Here is an 18,894-nt window from a genome sequence, read left to right as displayed (position 1 = left end):
TTATATAATAGTTGGAGAAACTAAAAAAGAGATAACAAGTATTCAGAGTAGGAGAACATTATGAAAAACTGGAAAGACATTATTCGACATACAACATTTCGTTATATAGACCATTCTGTTAATAGAAAATATACTTCTAATGCAATGACATCCTTTGCTATAGACGATGCATTAGCCATTTCGGTTAGTAATGAAGCATCCCCACCCGCAGTACGCTTGTGGGTCCACCCAAACACGATTGTCTTAGGCATTCCGGATGCCAAACTTCCCCATATTGAGGAAGGCGTTATGTATTTGACCAGTGAAAACTATAATGTCGTTGTTCGGAATTCCGGGGGACTCGCTGTAGCCTTGGACGAGGGGGTACTCAATATTTCTCTCGTTCTTCCTAATGTAAAACATATCTCCATATATGATTGTTATGAGGCGATGGTTAGTTTTGTTCAGTATATGCTGCGCGATTTAACAGAGGAAATTAAGGCATATGAAATAGAGGACTCCTATTGTCCAGGAGATTATGATCTAAGCATTAATGGCAAAAAGTTTGCGGGAATTTCTCAGCGACGGGTTAAAGATGGTGCTGCTATTCAAATTTACTTGGATGTGGAAGGTGACAGTCACAAGCGGGCTTCTATGATTAAAAAATTTTACGAAATTAGTAAGCGTGGAGAGCAAACAAATTTCAATTTTCCAGAGGTAAACCCCAATGTAATGGGTTCATTATCTGATCTGTTAGGAATAAAAATTTCCGTTGACGATATGAAACGACGAGTCTATCACGCACTCCGTGACTTTACAGAGGAAATGAATGAAAATGATTTAACGACAGAAGAAATATCGACCTTCAACAAACGATATACGTTAATGAAAAAGCGTAATGAAGTCATCACAGAAATTTTAGAAAGAAAATAAAGCCGTGGAGCGGCCTCCTTAAATTATTGGAGGCATCCTACGGCCTTATTTGTTTTCTTCGCATTGTGGAGGGGCATCAATAAAAAACAATGCAGATAAATTGCTTAAGTAATTATTTTATTCAGCCTGGGCTGCCGTAATCAATGCAAGCTTAAACACATCGTCAACACTACAGCCTCTGGACAAATCATTCACTGGTTTATTTAAGCCTTGTAAAATAGGACCAACTGCTTCAAATTCACCTAACCGTTGAGCAATCTTGTACCCTATATTGCCCGCTTCCAAGCTAGGAAAGATAAATACATTTGCATCTCCCTGTACTACAGAATCAGGAGCCTTTTTCTCAGCAACACTTGGGACAAAGGCAGCATCAAACTGAAATTCCCCGTCAATAATGAGATCAGGATTTTTCTCTTTGGCTATTTCAAGTGCTTCCTCTACTTTTTCCGTCTCCGGTGACTTTGCAGACCCTTTTGTAGAAAAACTAAGCATCGCCACGCGAGGATCTACATCAAAAAGTTTTCCTGTAACAGCACTTTCCACTGCAATTTCCGCTAAGTCTTGGCTATCTGGAGAAATATTGATAGCACAGTCAGCAAAAACGTATTTTTCTTCTCCCCGAACCATAATAAACACTCCGGATGTTTTCTTAATACCTTCCTTCGTCTTAATAATCTGCAAGGCCGGGCGTACAGTATCTGCTGTTGAATGTGCTGCCCCACTAACCAGACCATCTGCCTGATTCATATACACAAGCATCGTCCCGAAGTAGTTCTCATCCTGTAATATTTTGTGAGCTTCCTCTTTTGTTACCTTTCCTTTTCGTCGTTCCACGAAAGTTTCAACCATTACATCCATCTCCGCAAATTCTGCAGGATCCATTAGTTTGCATGAAGATACGTTTACGCCGTATTCTCCTGCTTTATGGCGAATATCCGTTTTATTACCAATTAGAATTGGTGTTATAATTCCTGCTGCTCCTAACTGGCTGGCAGCCTTTAGAATTCGTTCGTCTTGCCCTTCCGGAAAAACGATTGATTTATTTTGTCCGGTAATTTTTTCTTCCAACTGATCAAATAACTGGCTCATGGGTTCATCCCTCCATCGATTTTTATACCTAAATTGTAGACTAAGAACACATCTTTTTAAAGTCGAAGTCCACTAGCATTGCAGTGTTTTAAAATAGTTATGACATTCCAGTGACAGAAAGGAAAAACATACACATTCTTTTCCTTTAACTAAAATCGTACCTCATGAATATCTTACCCCAATTATGATATAGTAAAAACAGATGAAACTTACTTACAATTATGAAGGAGAGATACATATGGTAGAAGCAGTAGAAACAATGGATGGCTGGTGTAGTTTACATGATTTCCGCTCTATTGACTGGACTGCATGGAAGCTTGCATCTGAAATGGAACGTGAAGAAGCAATTCACAGCCTGGAGAAGCTGATGTCCAAATGGGAAAAGGTTGAAGAAGAAAAAAACGGAAGCCAGGTTCTCTATAAAATCGTCGGCCAGAAAGCAGATTTCATGTTTATGTTCCTCCGACCTACAATGAACGAGCTAAATGATATTGAAACAGAATTAAATAAATCAAAAATGGGTGAGTTTCTTATCCCGGCACATTCCTATGTATCCATTATTGAGCTAGCAAAATACCGCCCTGCCAAAGATGGTGTGGATCCGGAAACTTTACCGGAAACGCAAGCGCGCTTAAAACCAATCTTACCAAAATGGGAGCATATCTGTTTTTACCCAATGGACAGACGCCGTGAGGGAGAAGAGAACTGGTATACACTAGAAAAAGATGTTCGCGGGAAACTTTTATATGAACATAGTAAAACTGGAAGGAAGTATGCAGGAAAAATCAAGCAGTTTATTACAGGTTCTATTGGTCTTGATGACTGGGAATGGGGAGTTACGCTATTCGCCCATGAACCATTAGAATTTAAAAATATAGTATATGAAATGCGCTTTGATGAAGTGAGTTCCCGTTATGGTGAATTCGGAGAGTTTTTCATTGGGAATTATCTTCCAAAAGAAGAGATCGCATCCTACCTAAAAGTCTAATTTTCAAATGAAAAGCATGGGCACATTGAAGGTAAAAGAGAATAAGCTAAAGAGCCGTTCAGTTGTGACGGCTCTTTTTTAGGTTCAAATCTATTTGTTGGGTTATTCAATGATCAGTAAAATAGATAATCTATCCTGCAGATTATTTTATTCTCCGGCGGATTATCTCGCTCTACTGCGGATATTCCTGTTCTCCTGGTGATTAATTCCTTCTCACAGAAAAGCTTTCTTTTACTTAATAGCCCCTCCTCCTTTAAACACCTATTTAAACCTAAACTTTTTGTCATCATTTAATCATTCTGGGCATACATATAATTTAGTGAGTCATGCATCATGCTTATGCAGAAATGAGGAGTTTGATGGCCGTTGTTGCACACACGGAAAATTCGGGGAGATATAAATCACATTGTTTTTATTCCCCTTCTTCTTCGGAGTGTCCAGCAGTCTTTCGTTAATCTATGTATGTTTAAATTAAGGAGGTTATTTTATGAGTGAGAAAGACAATAAGCAACAGTATACAGGAAATCCGTATCAGGCATACCCTTATTACTATTACCCACAAACTTCACCAGCGTACTATCCTGCCAATCAGCAGAGACAGTACCCTAACTATCCACAGCAGCCACAAGCCCCTACAACACAGGAGCAAGGAATGCTTCCATTACAAGAATCGTACATTGAAAATATCTTGCGCTTAAATAGAGGAAAAAAGGCAACTGTTTATATGACATTTGAGAATAACAATCAGTGGAATGCAAAGGTTTTTAAAGGAATTATTGAGGCAGCTGGAAGAGACCATCTTATATTAAGTGATCCGCAAACTGGAAAAAGGTATCTACTATTAATGGTTTATTTGGATTACGTGACATTTGATGAAGAAATAAATTATTCCTACCCATATGACGGCGGTAGCCAAATGGCTATGTATTCCCCTAGATAGAATACGAAGAAAACGTTTAGCCATTAAATGGCAAAGGATGGCACCTTAATTACTGAGGGCATCCTTTGCCATTTCAACAAAGAAAGACATGGAGAGGAGCCCACCCTATGCGCCATCCGTACACTAGATTGATCCGATTAGAAATCATATCGATTATCTGTGCGCTAATTATAGGGACCCTTGCACTGATTAAAGGTTTTATCACCCTTATTTTTCTATGTGTATATCTCATTTCTCTCAGTTTAATTGTAGATGCATTAATCCATATTCATACAAATCAAGCACCACTAGCAGCAAAACAAGTGCTGCGAGCTATCTTATTATTTATTTTTACTACTTATTTCATCTTTAAATTATAATGCTTTCACAATGACTGTGCCTAAGATTATCCAACCGATCAGAAAAGCTACTCCTCCCAATGGAGTAATCATTGCGAAGGTTTTTATTGCAGTTGTCGAGTAAATATATAGCTTCCTGAAAAAAGAATGATGCCAATAAAAAACATCCATCCAGCCCAACTGATACCGCTCCCGGTGATTTTTGTTGCTAACAATCCAGTCACTAGTAACGCCATGGTATGAAACATTTGATAGTTAACCGCTTTTTCCCACGTAGCCAAAGCTTTTTCGGAAATTTTTCCTTCTAAGCCATGAGCGCCAAAAGCTCCCAAGGCTACTGCCAAAAAGCCATTAATTACTCCTAGTAATAAAAACACTTTCATTGTAATCCTTCCCTTCTATATTAAAAATCAAATAAGGAATCCCCGTTCGCTTCTTCATGATCAATTGTAGATTTATTTACTGAAGGTTGACCAGCGTTTGCCTTTCCAATCATTGCTTTCATTTCTTCAGGAGAGATTTCATTGCTATCTATTTGATTACTTTTCGAAGTCTCATCCGCTTCCAGCAATAAATCACATAATAGACGGATATTACTTATTGACTTAGACATTTTTTCAGGATTATCCGCCCATTTCTCCGCACGGCCTAACTCTTCTTTCATTTTAATTATAATCGTTTCATTTGCTACTGCCACTTACGATCGCTCCTTCCAATCGATTCAACTGCCATTATATCATGTTATTTAATGAAATTAACTTAAGAAGGGTTTGGACAACCTATTTTTTCAAATGTCAGTTGTTGCCGCACAGTTGGAGGGAACTGCGAAGTGATTTTGTAGTAGTTTATTTCTTTTTAAGGAGGTGAATAGACCCATTGATTTCCACTACAGGGGGACGCTTTCACACCTCCGGGTACAAGTGCGACATCTGCTCGTTATCTCGCAGTGTCTTCTTTGCCGCCCGGCATGGTTTCAGCCGCTTCCTCCGCTACGCTCTGTCCAGGATCTTCAGCTCATGCTATTCGAGGCCACTGAAAAAGTCCGGTAAATTCTTGAGAAGGCTAGTTCCAAAAAATTACATCACCACTTTTTAGCCTATGAGTGGAATAAACTGGTTCTGGCTCTCCATTTATGCATATTAACAAAACAAAATTTTGGGATAGCGTCTTTTGAAAAAATTCTATTTTAGTAGAAAATGACTTTTTCAGTGGCCTCATGCTATTCCGGCAGGAGTCGCCCCCTTCCGCTCCAATCAATTTGTATGAGCTTTTAAATTTTAAATGCCGAGTAGGCTTCTCACGAGTACTTGGAGATGTTAAGCAAGCTTTTTCCTCATAATGTTAAAGTCATTATTGCTGAAAAAGTAAAATTAAGCGAAGGAAAATACGGAGACTTCTGGGGGAGATGAGGCATAGGTGAGACCCCGGAATGCGGTAGCATGAGGAGGCTCATCAGCCGCCCCCGAAAAGCGCAGTATTTTCCGTAGCGGTGATGCAACTAGATTCAATATTTCAGTGAGCTTTCCAACAAAAAAGTTATTTTTCACACTTTAAACATCAAAAATTAGTTCGCAGTATAACTATTTTGTGAATTACCTTAAAACTCCGACGGTTACTTCAAAAGCTAATGTGAACAAAAATAAAACCCTGCAAAAGCAGAGTATAGTGGTTAAAGTATAAAGTTTTTCACATGGATGTTATCTTCCTTTAAAAAAGCTACTTCAGACATTAACAGAACTTCTTTTTTTAATCTTCCTTTCTGTTCAGCTACATGCTGCTCATACATCCACTTAATAAACTCCAACTCTTTGTTGTTGAAAGGCCTCTCTAGATTTGTTTGTAGCTCTCTGCAAAATTCCCCTAGACTAGTCATCGACAACCCCCTGTAGAGTCGAAAAATTAAAATCTACTCATATTGTAAACGGAAACAGCCATTATTTCAATAAAAACTTTTATAAATATGCTGAATTTACAGAAAACTACTCATACTGACAAAATCTTTAGCTTATATAGGAATAATCCTTGCGATTACTTACCTCTTGTAATTGGTCCTTTAGAACAACATGCTCTCTTGTGAATTTTGTAGGTGAATCTATTCCAGCTACAGCAGCCATTTCAAAAACCCCTTCTCTCAATGCCAACAAATAATTACAAACTCTGTATTTTTTCTCTTCAATGCTTAGCGCTTGTTGTAATTTGGGATCTGTTGTCGCTACACCTGTTGGACAATTGTTGGTGTGGCACACTTCGGCCATAATACAACCGACACTAAGCATAAATCCTCTTGCAATATTTATCATGTCAGCACCTAGTGCCAATGCCATCACAATCTTATCTGGTGTAAGTAACTGTCCAGAAGCAATAATATGCGTTCTCTCCCGCAAATCGTATTTTTTTAACAATTCATCAACCATAGGAAGTGCAGCAAATGTTGGAAGTCCTACAGAATCAGCCAATTCATAATAAGAAGCGCCGGTTCCTCCGTTACCTCCATCTACTGTAATAAAATCAGGTATAATGCCTGTTTCCTTCATTGCTTTCATTAAGCTCTCTACCTGTTCCTGATTACCTACAACTATTTTCATACCAACAGGTTTACCACCGACATCTCGCAATTGTTCTAGAAATTCCAGAAACTCTTTGCCGTTATTAATACCATGGAAACGGTTAGGACTGTTTACATCCTTGCCTTGTTCGACCTTTCTAATCTCCGCAATTTCTTTTGTGATTTTTTTACCATCCACATGACCGCCACGCTGTTTTGCACCCTGCGCTACTTTTAGCTCAAATGCTTTAATTTGGTCATTATCACTTTTCTTCTTGAATTCCTCCCAAGAAAAATCGCCATCCTTTGTCCTGACACCAAACAGACCAGGGCTAATTTGCATAATAATATCCACATCACCTTTTAAATGATATGGGGAGACACTGCCTTCTCCTGTATTCATCCAGGTGCCACCTGCCATGCCAAGCCCTTCGGAGAGTGCTGTAATAGCATGATCTCCCAGTGATCCGAAACTCATCGCTGATTGCCCAATAAGGCCTTTAATTTTAAAAGGATGACGGGCGGTGTTCTCGCCTAGTACAATCGCTTCATCATCTGTTAAATAAAATGGATCTAACTCTCCCTCTTCCCGATGTTCTTTTCGACTAAATAGCTTCTCATTATCTATTTTATATAATTTAGTTTTAACTTTAGGCTGTTGATCAACCTTTATTTCGTCTCGCAGCTTAGGGAACATATTGTTTACAACATATAGACCACTCTCGTGGAAATCACGCTCTGATCCATAGCCAATCATTCGATCATTATATTTTCCAGCTTTATAAACAAATTCGAACTCTCTTCGATGAAATGGCTTTCCTTCATTATTGTTATTAAATAAGTATTGCCTTAACTCGGGCCCCATCTTTTCTATGATATACCGCATCTTCCTAATAGAGGGTAATTACGCAGAATGGAATGCTCATCTTGTTTCACATCAAATAAGTAAATCCGCAATAAAACGAGTAATGGAATAAGTATAAGAACAGCTATTAAACTAACTATTACTATTAATAGTGCATTTTCCATTTCAATCTCCTCCCTTTGTCTATATACGTCATAATAGCAATACCCTCCTTCAATCAAGCTAAACATTACACTGGTTCACCTACTTAGAGGAAAGGACAAGCCTTAGCAGTTGTTCTTTACGGTGAAGAGTTATATTTAATTCTTTGAGTATGCTATCTCGGTAGAAAGAACGTCTAGTATAAATTTTTAAAGAAAAAACAGGCCAGTAATGACCTGTTTTTTATAATTCGTTTTCTCCTAGTTTTTCTTCCAGCTCCGTAATGCGTGCACGCAATTCATTTATATCTTCTTTTGTTGCCAGACCAAGGTCCTTTGCCATTTTCTGGGTTTGCTCAAACTGTTTGGCACTCCATTCATCCTTTTTCATTTCGCCTTTATCTGTAAAGCTTTGAAGTACGGTCCTAGCTTCATCCTGTGTCAGTTCATTTTTATCTACAAGTTCCTTTAGTTTCTGATCAAATTTCTCTTTACTTGTTACGGCTGCTCCAAGTCCTAATAAGAATCCCTTTTTTAGTAATTCATTCATTTTTAGCACTCCTTTATTTTATAGATTGAATTACCTTGTAATGCTTTCTGGCAAGTATAGTAAACATAATCACAAAGTAGGTAATACCAGCCAGACCAAAGCTTCCAAATATAGTATAGCCTTCTACATAGCCATACCAGCTTGCTGCAATACTGACTAGAATCATAATAAAATGAAATGACTCCAGTACGAGAAAAAAGTGATGTTTCCATGTTTTTTCTTGTTTTTCCTTATCCCATTCTCTATCCTTTTCCCCATTTTCCAGCCATCCTAACATTGCTTTCGGAAAAGAAAAGATAGGTTCAATGGATTCTTTCGCGTATTGTTTATAAATTGACTCAATTAGCGTCTTGCTGCCAAGCCATTTCTTGATTTTAGGTTTGGCCCATTTTTCTATGTCTGTTTCTGGATATATTGCAAAAAGTATACCTATATTAATAGATATCGCCCGTCCTAAATAGGCATATTCGGCAGACAACTGAATTGGTTGCTCTTTTACAAACAGTTTAATATCCTGTTTAATTTGCTCGAGCAACTGTCCATCCATATTTTTAAATGAACCATCCCGATACATTTCGATCAGTTGTTTTACCATTTTCTTTAGTTTATTCGTGTCTGCATTTGGCAAAACAAAATTCATTTGTTCCAACGCTTCAATTACACGATCGTAATCATCAATAATTACACCTTGAATCAAGTGTTTAAAGTAAGTGGTATCTTGCTTTTTAACTTCTCCCACCATTCCAAAATCCAGTATAGTAATTATACCATTTTTATTAATCAATAAATTACCTGCATGCGGGTCTGCGTGAAAGTTTCCTGGGTTTAAAAACTGCTCACTATAAAAGTTAAATAGATTTTTTGCAATTCTTTCTGGTTGAATATGATGCTTACGCATAAATTCAAGGTCAGTTATTTTTGCACCTTCCGCCCATTCCATAACCAACACTCTTTTTGTACATAGCTCCTCCATAAACGCCGGAATATATACCGTCTTATCATCTTTAAATCTTTCTTTAAAATATTTTCCATAATGCAACTCCTGGGTAAAATCCAGTTCACGATCCATTACCCGTATTAGTTCCAAATAGAGTGATTTTAAATCTGCTTTTTTACCAAAAGAAGTAAAGAAAGAAATAATCCAAAACACAACTCGTAATGCTTTAAAATCCATATGAAAGATTTTTTCCACTTGATACCGCTGAACCTTAATTGCAACTTCCTTCCCGCTTCCTTTTAACCTTGCGTAGTAGACTTCCCCTATCGAAGCTGAAGCAATGGAGGCTTTGTTTATATCCTCTAAATATTCATCAGGTTCCGCTCCCCACTCTTCTTTAAGCAGACGACTTGCATAGCTATATGGCATTGGGGGGACACGATCGACCAAGCCACTCAATTCTTTAATAAATACTTCCGGCATAAAGTCTGTTCTTGTACTAAGAAACTGACCCACCTTTATTAATACCCCACCCATTTTAACGGCTTTTTTCCGATATTCTACAGCCTGTTTATGTAGCAGGTGTTCCCATTTTCGTTTCGTCTGTTCATCCCAAATCCCATGAAAAAGATGAAAAAAATAAATTTGAGAGATAAATTTTAAGACCATCCATACGATAACCGTACACCGGTAAAACATATTATATGTTAACGCATTTTTCACATTAAACACCTCTATAGCCATTTCCCGGTAATATATGAAATAAAACATGTCTGTATACTTAAAAAAACGCTTGGATATTTATACAACCCCCTGTATAATAGTACAAAAAAGAGTTATTCAGGGAGGATTATATGAACAAGCAAAACTACAAATGGAGTGATCATCTTAAATTTATTATTCCTTCCCTCATTGGAATATTTTTATTTATGTGTCCTGTACAAACAAAAGAAGGTTTAACGATACCAATTGCCGTTTTAGCAAATTGGGTTCAGGATAAGCTTGCTGATCAGCTATCTATGATAATGATGATTATTATTGTGCTAACCGCAATAATGACAATAATGGCAAGGCTTAGTTCTATTTTTAAAAATACACCGTTTTTTCAAAACTTATTTCATGTAAGTATATTCTGGACAATTACAAGGGCTGTCGCCGCAGTATTTGCAGTTATGGTTTATTTTGATTTAGGTACGGAAGCAATATATGGTCCCAATACAGGTGAGGTATTATTGGATGATCTGCTTCATGTTCTATTCGCTGTCTTTTTATTCGCCGGATTATTTCTACCATTACTTATGAATTTTGGTTTACTAGAATTATTCGGTACATTAATGACAAAAATTATGCGCCCGCTATTTCGCTTACCAGGTAGAGCATCTATTGATTCATTAGCTTCTTGGATTGGTGACGGTACTATTGGAGTGCTTTTAACTAGTCGGCAATACGAAGATGGTTACTATACAAAGCGTGAAGCAGCCGTAATTGGGACAACCTTTTCTATTGTTTCCATTACGTTCACACTAGTAGTAATTTCTGAAGTAGGCTTAGAGCATATGTTTGTTCCTTTTTATGCAACTGTACTAATAGCTGGATTTATCGCTGCTTTAATTATGCCAAGAATACCGCCACTTTCAAGAAAAGCCGATTCCTTTGTAAAAGATGATGCAGAAGGAATTAATGAGGACATTCCTAAAGGCTACAACTCTTTTACATTTGGTTATAAAAAAGCATTGGACCGGGGAAAAAAGGAAACGAGTGTATATCAATTTTTCAAAGAAGGCGGACAAAATATCCTCGATATGTGGATGGGTGTCGCCCCAGTAGTTATGGCTTTCGGTTTAGTTGCTTTGATTATTGCCGAATACACTCCAGTATTCCAGTGGCTTGGCATGCCGTTTATCCCTTTACTTGAACTAATGCAAGTACCATATGCTGCTCAGGCATCCGAGACGGTTTTAATTGGTTTTGCAGATATGTTTTTACCTGCCATTTTTGCTTCATCCATTGATGCAGAGATTACGAGATTTATTATCGCAGGCTTGTCTGTTACACAGTTAATTTATATGTCTGAGGTTGGTGGCTTATTACTCGGCTCCAAGGTACCTGTATCATTTAAGGACCTGGCAATTATTTTCTTACTTCGAACATTAATTACATTGCCTATTATTACACTGATTGCCCATCTGATTTTTTAATTCATACAGGTTTATAAGCAAATACGAAAAAGACGGTCACCTCATAGATGACCGTCTTTTTCTTTTATAAAAAAAGGGGTGATATGCTATACGTTTTATCTGAAATTTAGTTTCAATTTTTCTTTAATTTTTTCCGTGTTCAGAGAAGTATTCTTCGGAATTTCTTCGTCTACTCGTTCTTCTTCAGAACCTTTTTCTACTAAATCTGCATCATAGCCCAATTTCTCTGCTTCTTCTCTCATAAATTCATAAAAGCTTTGTGTCTTTTCAGGACCAGTATTATAAACACCGATGAGATCATTTTGGACGAACTCTACAATGACGGCTGCCAAATCCGCTACATGCACAAAGGAACGAATGAGATCATCACGAAATGCAATCGGCTTATCTGCACGCAAATGATAAGCTAATTTATCTGTACGTTCATCCAACTTCCCGATCTCGTTTTCTCCATATATCGGACCAGCTCGCAAAATAGCGTAATTTGTTAACTCCTTATCAATGAGCCGTTCGGCCTTTACCTTAGCATTTGTATAATTACTAAACGTATGATCCTCAGGCAGTGTTGATAATGGATCTTCTTCCTTATACGGTCCATTTCCTGCACTATAAACAAAATCAGACGAGAGATAGATTAGCTTCGTCTCTGGAGTAAGATGTGTGATTAAGTGTATTAAGCCTTGATCTGTTAATTCATGTTCGTTTGGTCCAGCCATCACTGACCAAACGACTACATCTGGCTGTTCTTCCTTAAAGTATTCAGAAAACGATTCCGGTTCATTTACATCTAACTTTACTAGATCGTCAAACATGGACGGATCTTCTAAAAACGTCCCACTAACTTCTATGCCAGAAATATCCTTTAGTACTTTATAAACGGATGACCCAACATAACCATTTGCCCCAAATACACAAACCTTCATACCTAACACTTCCTCTCTTTAAGACAGTTAGAATTATGATTCTGTTCCAGGCTGCTTTTTACTTATTTTCTCGTGATAGGCTTTCTTCATAATGGATGCTTTTCCTTCAATTATAGGCTGCCAAATTCCCAGCACAGGCTTACTGGATAGGAGGAGAACAATCCCCATAGAAATAGCTGCCAATCCTACAAAGTCAACAAGATTATTAATTTTAAATACATCTATTTGACGGAAATACTGAATAAAAAACCCATGCAGAAGGTACACATATAATGTCCTTGTTCCAAGTTTAGTAAAAGTCTGCTTACTTTTTGGTATCCATGCCAACACACTCGCTACCATAATTGCTGCTGTAATATAAACCGCTAGTCGAGCTAAACCACCGTACTCACTCATTCCTAAATCTCCATAAGATTTGGATGCAAGTAACCAACCTGAATTGAAATCAGGCATGTAGTAGATAGCAAATGCAATTGCGGCCATTACACCAACAGATATCACTTTAAATACTTTTCGTTTAACTAACATTACTTGCTTCTCTGTTAGCCAGTAACCAGCTAGGAAAAATGGGAAAAACACAAATGTACGAGATAAACTAAATGTGTGTCCAATTTCTCCAAAGTAACCAACGATCAAGCCGATTTGAACAGCAAGTGTAATACTTAATACTGCTGGTATTTTTTTGAACCAATACAGCAAAAGATGCCAACAGAATAAACTAAACAAAAACCATAGAGCCCATTGCGGGTGAAATAAATCATTTTGCCAACCGGATTTCCCGATCATAAAGTAATAGCCTGTATAGATTAATTGGAAAATCAAATAGGGTACAAGTAGTTTTTTTATTAAATTCAGTATATAAGAAATGTTCCCTGAACCTTTGGCAAAAAAACCCGCCAACAAAATAAATGCAGGCATATGAAAGGTGTAAATCCACATATACAGCGTGTTTATAGTTGTAGAACCATCTGTAAATGGTTGAATCATATGACCGAACACCACAAGGAATATTAAAATGAACTTCGCATTATCAAAGAAGGCGTTTCTTTCCATTACACTCATCCTTAAACTTTTATTTACGTATTCTATACCCTATTTTACACGTTTAAACGGAGTTTCAATCCTATTTAAAGTAGTTGTTAACCATTTGTTAGCAGAATGAAAATAACTTGAATATTTGTAATATGTGTGGCAGAAATAAGGTTTTTATATTTCGAGGTAATAGCTATATTTCAAAGGTGCAAGGCGCTAATCTTATTCTACGGCGAACTTATACGCTCTACTGCCGTTTACCTTTATATACAAAAAGAAAAAGCCTCAAAAAATAGAGACTTTTACGTTGCTGTTTTCTTTTTCTGTGTCGTTGTTTTTGTTTTACGTTTTGGTTGTTTTGGCTTCGGTTTTTCTTTTTTAGCTCGCTCTAAAGAGGCTTGCAGTGCATCCATTAAATTATCAGCACCTGTGGCTGTAGCCGGTCTTGTACTTACATCCTTAACCGTAGTTGTTTGCTCATTATTTTTCTTATCTTCAATTAAATCAAGCAATGCGGTGCGATATTCATCTTTATATTTTTCAGGATCAAACTCAGCTGTTAACTGATCAATTAACATTTTCGCAGTGTCGAGTTCTTTTTTCGCGACAGCTACTTCTTCAGGCACGTTTGGCACATCTTGTACACTCCGGACTTCATCAGGATAGTGAATCGTCTCTACAATAAGTGTATTTTCGTATACACGGATCACAGCAAGCTGCTCTTTTGAACGGATAATCATTTTCGCTACGCCAATTTTCCCGGTGTCTTTCAAAGCACTTCGTAATAAACCGTATGCCTTCCCGCCACCTTCATTTGGTGATAAGTAATAGCTTTTTTCGAAATAGATCGGATCAATTTCTTCCAGCTTTACAAAATCTACAATTTCAACTGCTTTATCGGCCTGTTCCTTTTGCAATGCTTCCAGTTCTTCATCATCTAAAATCACAAACTTATTTTTAGCGTATTCATATGCCTTCACAATTTCCTCATTCTCTACCTTTCGATCACAAACCGGACAAACCTTCTCATATTTCACAGGTGATTGGCACTCCTTATGAAGCTGACGAAGCTTCACATCCTTATTCTCTGTTGCTGCATGCATTTTTACTGGTATGTTCACCAATCCGAAACTTATGGTGCCCTTCCACATTGTGTGCATAAATACGTACCTCCCTTTTCTACATAGTTTGTCGGTTGTATATCTTTTTATCCTCTCAGCGAGTATTTTTCTAAAAATAAGCCAAGTTATGAATAAAAGCGCAAGCGTTTTACTAGTACTAGTAAAGAAGAAAGGCGGAAAGACATGCCAGTGATGAAGCTATTAGCAGTAATGACATTCCTCAGGGAGAGAATTGGTTATATGAAATAAAGTACGATGGCTTTCGTTGTGTTATATACTGGAATCAAGGAGAAATTAAACTGGTAAGTAAAAATAATAAAGACCTTACAAAGGGATTTCCAGAAATTGTCGAAGCACTATATGCAGTAGAATCAGAAATGACAGAAGTCCTGCCGATAACCTTAGATGGAGAACTCGTCATTCTAAACAATGACTATCAAGGGAATTTCTCCGCTCTACAGAAACGAGGTCGCCTGAAAAATAAAGCAGCTATCCTCAAAGCAGCTGAGACCAGACCTGCATCTTTTTTAGCATTTGACCTTTGGCAACAAGGCAAGGAAAACATGGAAAAAGTCCCTTATATTGAACGGAAAATTGCTCTAGAATCTCTTTTAGCAACTATTAAGGTACCTCAGCTACGTATTGTAAAAGCATTTGAAAACCCGGATAAATTATGGGAAATAATTTTTAATTATAAGGGAGAAGGAATGATTGCAAAGAGAAAGCGAAGTATTTACCAACTGGGCAAAGGGCATCATGATTGGTTAAAAATAAAAAATTGGCGAACCTTCCATGGTTTTCTTACGACCTATGACAAGAAAAATAATTACTTTACTGTAGGAGTATTTAATGGAGAAAATATAAGCACTATTGGGAAATGTAAGCATGGATTGGATAAAGACACGTTCTCCTCCATTGCCCAATTCTTCATTAAAAATGGTGTGGAGCATGGAGAGGGCTATGAACTTCCTCCAGCAATATGTGCCTCTCTTCATACACTTGACTTATATAAAAATGAGTTAAGAGAACCTGAGTTTTCCACACTGTTGCCAAATATATCAGCGACTGAGTGCACCCAGCAGAAGCTTGAGCTGGATATGGCTATGCTTCCACAAAAGGTGGAGCTTACGAATACAGAAAAGATTTTTTGGCCGAGTACCGGTTATACAAAAGGGGATTTACTTGTATACATAAGGGAAATAGCCCCCTATATGCTTCCGTTTATAAAAAGTAAAGCTCTTACAATTATTCGCGCACCGGACGGAGTTAGCAATGAGCATTTTTTTCAAAAACATCTACCTGACTACGCACCGGATTTTATTAACTCCATCCCTTATGAAAATAAAAAGCTCATTGTTTGTGACTCGCTTGATTCACTTATTTGGTTTGCAAATCATGGAGCTGTGGAATATCATGTTCCATTTCAATATATTACACAAACACATCCACATGAGATTGTATTTGATTTAGATCCACCAGATCGAAAAAGATTTAGTTTAGCTATTAAAGCAGCAAATATTATTAAGCCAATGCTTGATGAATTAGAGCTCACTTCCTTTGTAAAAACCTCCGGAAATAAAGGTCTGCAAATACACATTCCACTTCCGTCTAATAAGCTATCCTATGAGGATACGGCATTAATCACTCAATCCATTGCCTGGACAGTGGAGACAGCTTATCCTAACTTATTTACAACGGAACGAATGAAGAAAAAGCGGAATGAAAGGCTCTATATTGATTATGTACAGCATGGTAAGGACAAGACTATTATTACACCATATTCACCAAGAAGGACGGAAGAAGCTACAGTTTCAACTCCTTTATTTTGGGAAGAAGTTAAAGAAGGATTAGAACCGACGTGTTTCACAGTAAAAAATATGGTAGAACGAGTACAAACTCTTGGTTGCCCCTTCAACGATTACTTTAAGGCTGGCGAGAATCAAGAAATGGATAAAGTATTATCACTTATACGAGGTTAAATCAATAACAAATTGGAGATTTATATTTACTAAAAAATCCGTTTCCCAATAAGGAAAACGGATTTTCTATTTATAAAGAAGTGCTTTCTTCAATTGCTGTTTTGTCATTAAACGTTTTTAGATTCAATTTTTTCAAGATACGAGAGCTTATTGTTCCTGAAACCATGGCACCATTAACATTCAATGCTGTACGTCCCATATCAATTAAAGCTTCAATGGATATAAGAAGACCAGCAAGAGCTACAGGCATATTCATAGACGAGAGGACAATTAACGCAGCAAATGTCGCTCCGCCTCCTACACCAGCAATACCGAATGAGCTAACACCGATAATTAATACCAACTGCAGAATGAAGCCTGGTGATAGTGGATCAATACCAACTGTTGGCGCAATCATGACTGCAAGCATAGCAGGATAAATACCCGCACATCCATTCTGCCCCATTGTTGCTCCAAAGGATGCTGACATGTTTGCGATTCCTTGATCTACACCTAAAGAATTTTTCTGTGCTTGAATGTTCAACGGAATGGTCCCCGCACTGGATCTGGAAGTAAACGCAAAGCCAAGTACAGGTATTACCTTTTTCAGATATGTTAATGGGTTTAAACCAAACACTCCGACTAATACTAAGTGAATGATAAACATAACAAATAATGCTACATAAGAAGCAATTACAAATTTACCAAGCTCTACAATTCCAGCAAAATCTGTATTTGCTACTGTATTAGCCATTAAAGCTAAAATACCAAATGGAGTTAAACGTAAGACCAATGTCACGATTCGCATTACCACAGCGTACAGGGAGTTTATAATCTTCGTAAACATTTCTGCCTGCTCTGGTTTTTTACGTCGTACGCCAAGTACTGCTATCCCTACGATGATAGAGAAAATAACAACAGCTATTACAGAAGTGGAGCGTTGTCCTGTCATATCCATAAAAATATTTGATGGGATGAAATTAAGGATCTTATCCGGGGTGGATTGGTCTTGCACCTCTCCTAATGTTGTTTCCAGCATTGTCCCCCGTTCACTCTCTGCTTGACCTGCTTCAATTTGCTCTGCACTTAAATCAAATAATGTAGCAGTCCCTATTCCTACAAAAGCAGCAACCATCGTAGTGGTTATTAATATCCCGATAATCCACGCTGACATCTTTCCTAACTCAGCTGAGTTTTCCAAATTAATGATTGACTGAATAATGGATACAAGTACTAATGGTATAACAATCATCATAAGTAAACGTACATACCCGCTACCAACAATGCTGTACCAGTCTGTTGTTGCAGTCAGCACATCAGACCCTGTGCCATAGATTAATTGTAAAACCGTCCCCAATAAAATTCCCAGACCTAAACCTGTAAACACTCTTCTAGAAAAAGAATAGTGCTTCTTTTGCATCCAAATTAACAAACCAATTACCGCTAACAATACGGCAATATTTAGAAATATATAAAGTAAATCCATTTCTTCTTCCCCTCCCTGTTAGTCATTTAGTAAATTTATTATATGCATAAGTTTATAGAAATGACCTAAAATATATAATTCCGATAAATTTACTATGACTTAATTTAAAATACATTGATTTAAGAGAAGTGTCAAGCAATTTTGGTAACAATTCGAATATATTTCTGAAGAAATCAGTGGTCAAAATACCTTCCTGTAGGCGAGGATTTGTAGGACATATTCATATATGAGATATATTTTTCAAATTAAGAGGTTTTACTACAGACATTGAAATACAAGCGTAGTATTTTGTTCATTCATAGTAGGAGTATACTGCGACGTAACTTTATTGATGAAAAGCTCAGTGAAATATTTGAGAAGAAGTGCCCCATTGATTTCCGTTTCAGGCGGGCGCTTTCCACCGGCATGGCCTCAGCCGCTTCCTCCGCTATGCTCCGTTCAGGTTCTTCGCCTCATGCTATTCGAGGCCACTGAAAAAGTCATTCTCTACTAAAATAGAGGATTTTCAAAAAACGCTATCCAAAAATTTCGTTGTTTAAATTACCTAAATGGAGAGTCAATACCAGTTTAATCCACTCATAGACTAAAAAGTGGTGATGTATTTTTTTGGAACTAGCCTTCTCAAGAATTTACCGTAGTTTTTCAGTGGCTTCATGCTATTCCGGCAGGAGTCGCGGGCCAACAGGACAAGGAAAGCTTCTAAGAGAAACATCGCACGCAGAAAAAGCGGGTTTCTTTTTCAAGGACGTTGGTCATGCAATCGTTGCCACAAATGTTTTCGATGGGACGAGTTAGCGCAGACGGTCTTTGATGGGGCGAGTTAGCGCAGCCCCAGTCCCAGGACGTGGCGTTCTTAGATTGCCGCCCTCCAC

General features: G+C 37.6%; 15 protein-coding genes and 2 pseudogenes. 6 read left to right on the top strand and 11 right to left on the bottom strand.

From position 1 onward, the window contains the following. Positions 1–60 precede the first annotated feature (60 nt). Entirely contained in the window at positions 61–912 is an 852-nt protein-coding gene (locus JCM12304_RS14610; RefSeq protein WP_060681197.1) for a lipoate--protein ligase family protein, read from the top strand. A gap of 117 nt (positions 913–1,029) precedes the next feature. On the opposite strand, the gene pta is transcribed toward JCM12304_RS14610, so the two are convergent. Further along, positions 1,030–2,001 (bottom strand): phosphate acetyltransferase, encoded by a 972-nt coding sequence (pta, locus tag JCM12304_RS14605; RefSeq protein WP_060681195.1) that lies wholly within the window; start codon positions 1,999–2,001, stop codon positions 1,030–1,032. Between the two features lie 238 nt (positions 2,002–2,239). Here pta and hemQ point away from each other — a divergent pair, with 238 nt between their 5' ends. The 3 genes from hemQ (at position 2,240) to JCM12304_RS14590 (ending at position 4,288) form a co-directional block, all read left to right on the top strand. Then, entirely contained in the window at positions 2,240–2,989 is a 750-nt protein-coding gene (hemQ, locus tag JCM12304_RS14600; protein ID WP_019378255.1) for a hydrogen peroxide-dependent heme synthase, read from the top strand. 487 nt (positions 2,990–3,476) lie between these two features. Continuing rightward, positions 3,477–3,929, top strand: a complete 453-nt coding sequence (gene gerQ, locus JCM12304_RS14595; RefSeq protein WP_019378256.1) for a spore coat protein GerQ — start codon at positions 3,477–3,479, stop codon at positions 3,927–3,929. Between the two features lie 107 nt (positions 3,930–4,036). Continuing rightward, positions 4,037–4,288 carry a hypothetical protein gene (locus tag JCM12304_RS14590; RefSeq protein WP_019378257.1) on the top strand — a complete coding sequence of 84 codons (252 nt, stop codon included), beginning with the start codon at positions 4,037–4,039 and terminating at the stop codon, positions 4,286–4,288. On the opposite strand, the pseudogene JCM12304_RS14585 reads toward JCM12304_RS14590, so the two are convergent. The 6 genes and pseudogenes from JCM12304_RS14585 to JCM12304_RS14560 all read right to left on the bottom strand — a co-directional run bounded on the left by JCM12304_RS14585 (position 4,283) and on the right by JCM12304_RS14560 (position 10,027). Next, positions 4,283–4,650 (bottom strand): annotated as a pseudogene (locus tag JCM12304_RS14585) (DUF423 domain-containing protein). The gene JCM12304_RS14590 and the pseudogene JCM12304_RS14585 sit on opposite strands and share 6 nt — an antisense overlap. A 20-nt stretch (positions 4,651–4,670) precedes the next feature. After that, positions 4,671–4,964, bottom strand: coding sequence for a YwdI family protein (locus tag JCM12304_RS14580; protein ID WP_019378259.1), 294 nt, complete (start codon positions 4,962–4,964; stop codon positions 4,671–4,673). Between the two features lie 972 nt (positions 4,965–5,936). Beyond that, complete coding sequence (locus JCM12304_RS14575) at positions 5,937–6,140, bottom strand: hypothetical protein (protein ID WP_019379205.1); 204 nt, start codon at positions 6,138–6,140, stop codon at positions 5,937–5,939. Between the two features lie 127 nt (positions 6,141–6,267). Next, positions 6,268–7,841, bottom strand: a pseudogene (locus JCM12304_RS14570) (FMN-binding glutamate synthase family protein). 220 nt (positions 7,842–8,061) lie between these two features. Further along, positions 8,062–8,367 (bottom strand): phasin family protein, encoded by a 306-nt coding sequence (locus JCM12304_RS14565; protein WP_019379203.1) that lies wholly within the window; start codon positions 8,365–8,367, stop codon positions 8,062–8,064. Between the two features lie 13 nt (positions 8,368–8,380). Further along, complete coding sequence (locus JCM12304_RS14560) at positions 8,381–10,027, bottom strand: ABC1 kinase family protein (RefSeq protein WP_060681193.1); 1,647 nt, start codon at positions 10,025–10,027, stop codon at positions 8,381–8,383. Between the two features lie 131 nt (positions 10,028–10,158). On the opposite strand from JCM12304_RS14560, the gene JCM12304_RS14555 reads away from it, so the two are divergent. Then, positions 10,159–11,502: a YjiH family protein gene (locus JCM12304_RS14555; RefSeq protein WP_019379201.1), complete on the top strand. Its 1,344-nt coding sequence runs from the start codon at positions 10,159–10,161 to the stop codon at positions 11,500–11,502. 95 nt (positions 11,503–11,597) lie between these two features. On the opposite strand, the gene JCM12304_RS14550 is transcribed toward JCM12304_RS14555, so the two are convergent. The 3 genes from JCM12304_RS14550 to ku all read right to left on the bottom strand — a co-directional run bounded on the left by JCM12304_RS14550 (position 11,598) and on the right by ku (position 14,617). After that, positions 11,598–12,425 (bottom strand): sugar nucleotide-binding protein, encoded by an 828-nt coding sequence (locus tag JCM12304_RS14550; RefSeq protein WP_060681191.1) that lies wholly within the window; start codon positions 12,423–12,425, stop codon positions 11,598–11,600. 33 nt (positions 12,426–12,458) lie between these two features. Continuing rightward, positions 12,459–13,478, bottom strand: coding sequence for an acyltransferase family protein (locus JCM12304_RS14545; protein ID WP_019379199.1), 1,020 nt, complete (start codon positions 13,476–13,478; stop codon positions 12,459–12,461). Between the two features lie 281 nt (positions 13,479–13,759). Next, the gene (ku, locus tag JCM12304_RS14540; protein WP_060681189.1) at positions 13,760–14,617 is read right to left on the bottom strand and encodes a non-homologous end joining protein Ku; all 858 of its coding nucleotides are present in this window, start codon (positions 14,615–14,617) and stop codon (positions 13,760–13,762) included. A 161-nt stretch (positions 14,618–14,778) separates the two neighbouring features. Here ku and JCM12304_RS14535 point away from each other — a divergent pair, with 161 nt between their 5' ends. Beyond that, positions 14,779–16,557 (top strand): DNA ligase D, encoded by a 1,779-nt coding sequence (locus tag JCM12304_RS14535; RefSeq protein ID WP_060681187.1) that lies wholly within the window; start codon positions 14,779–14,781, stop codon positions 16,555–16,557. Between the two features lie 70 nt (positions 16,558–16,627). Here the strand turns inward: JCM12304_RS14535 and JCM12304_RS14530 are convergent, their stop codons facing one another. Further along, on the bottom strand, positions 16,628–18,022 hold the full coding sequence (locus JCM12304_RS14530) for an L-cystine transporter (protein WP_019379335.1): 1,395 nt from the start codon (positions 18,020–18,022) through the stop codon (positions 16,628–16,630). Between the last annotated feature and the right edge of the window lie 872 nt (positions 18,023–18,894).

The organism is Virgibacillus halodenitrificans JCM 12304, from assembly GCF_001310895.1.
GTDB lineage: Bacteria > Bacillota > Bacilli > Bacillales > Amphibacillaceae > Virgibacillus_Q > Virgibacillus_Q halodenitrificans.
This window is presented reverse-complemented; position numbering and strand designations above follow the sequence as displayed.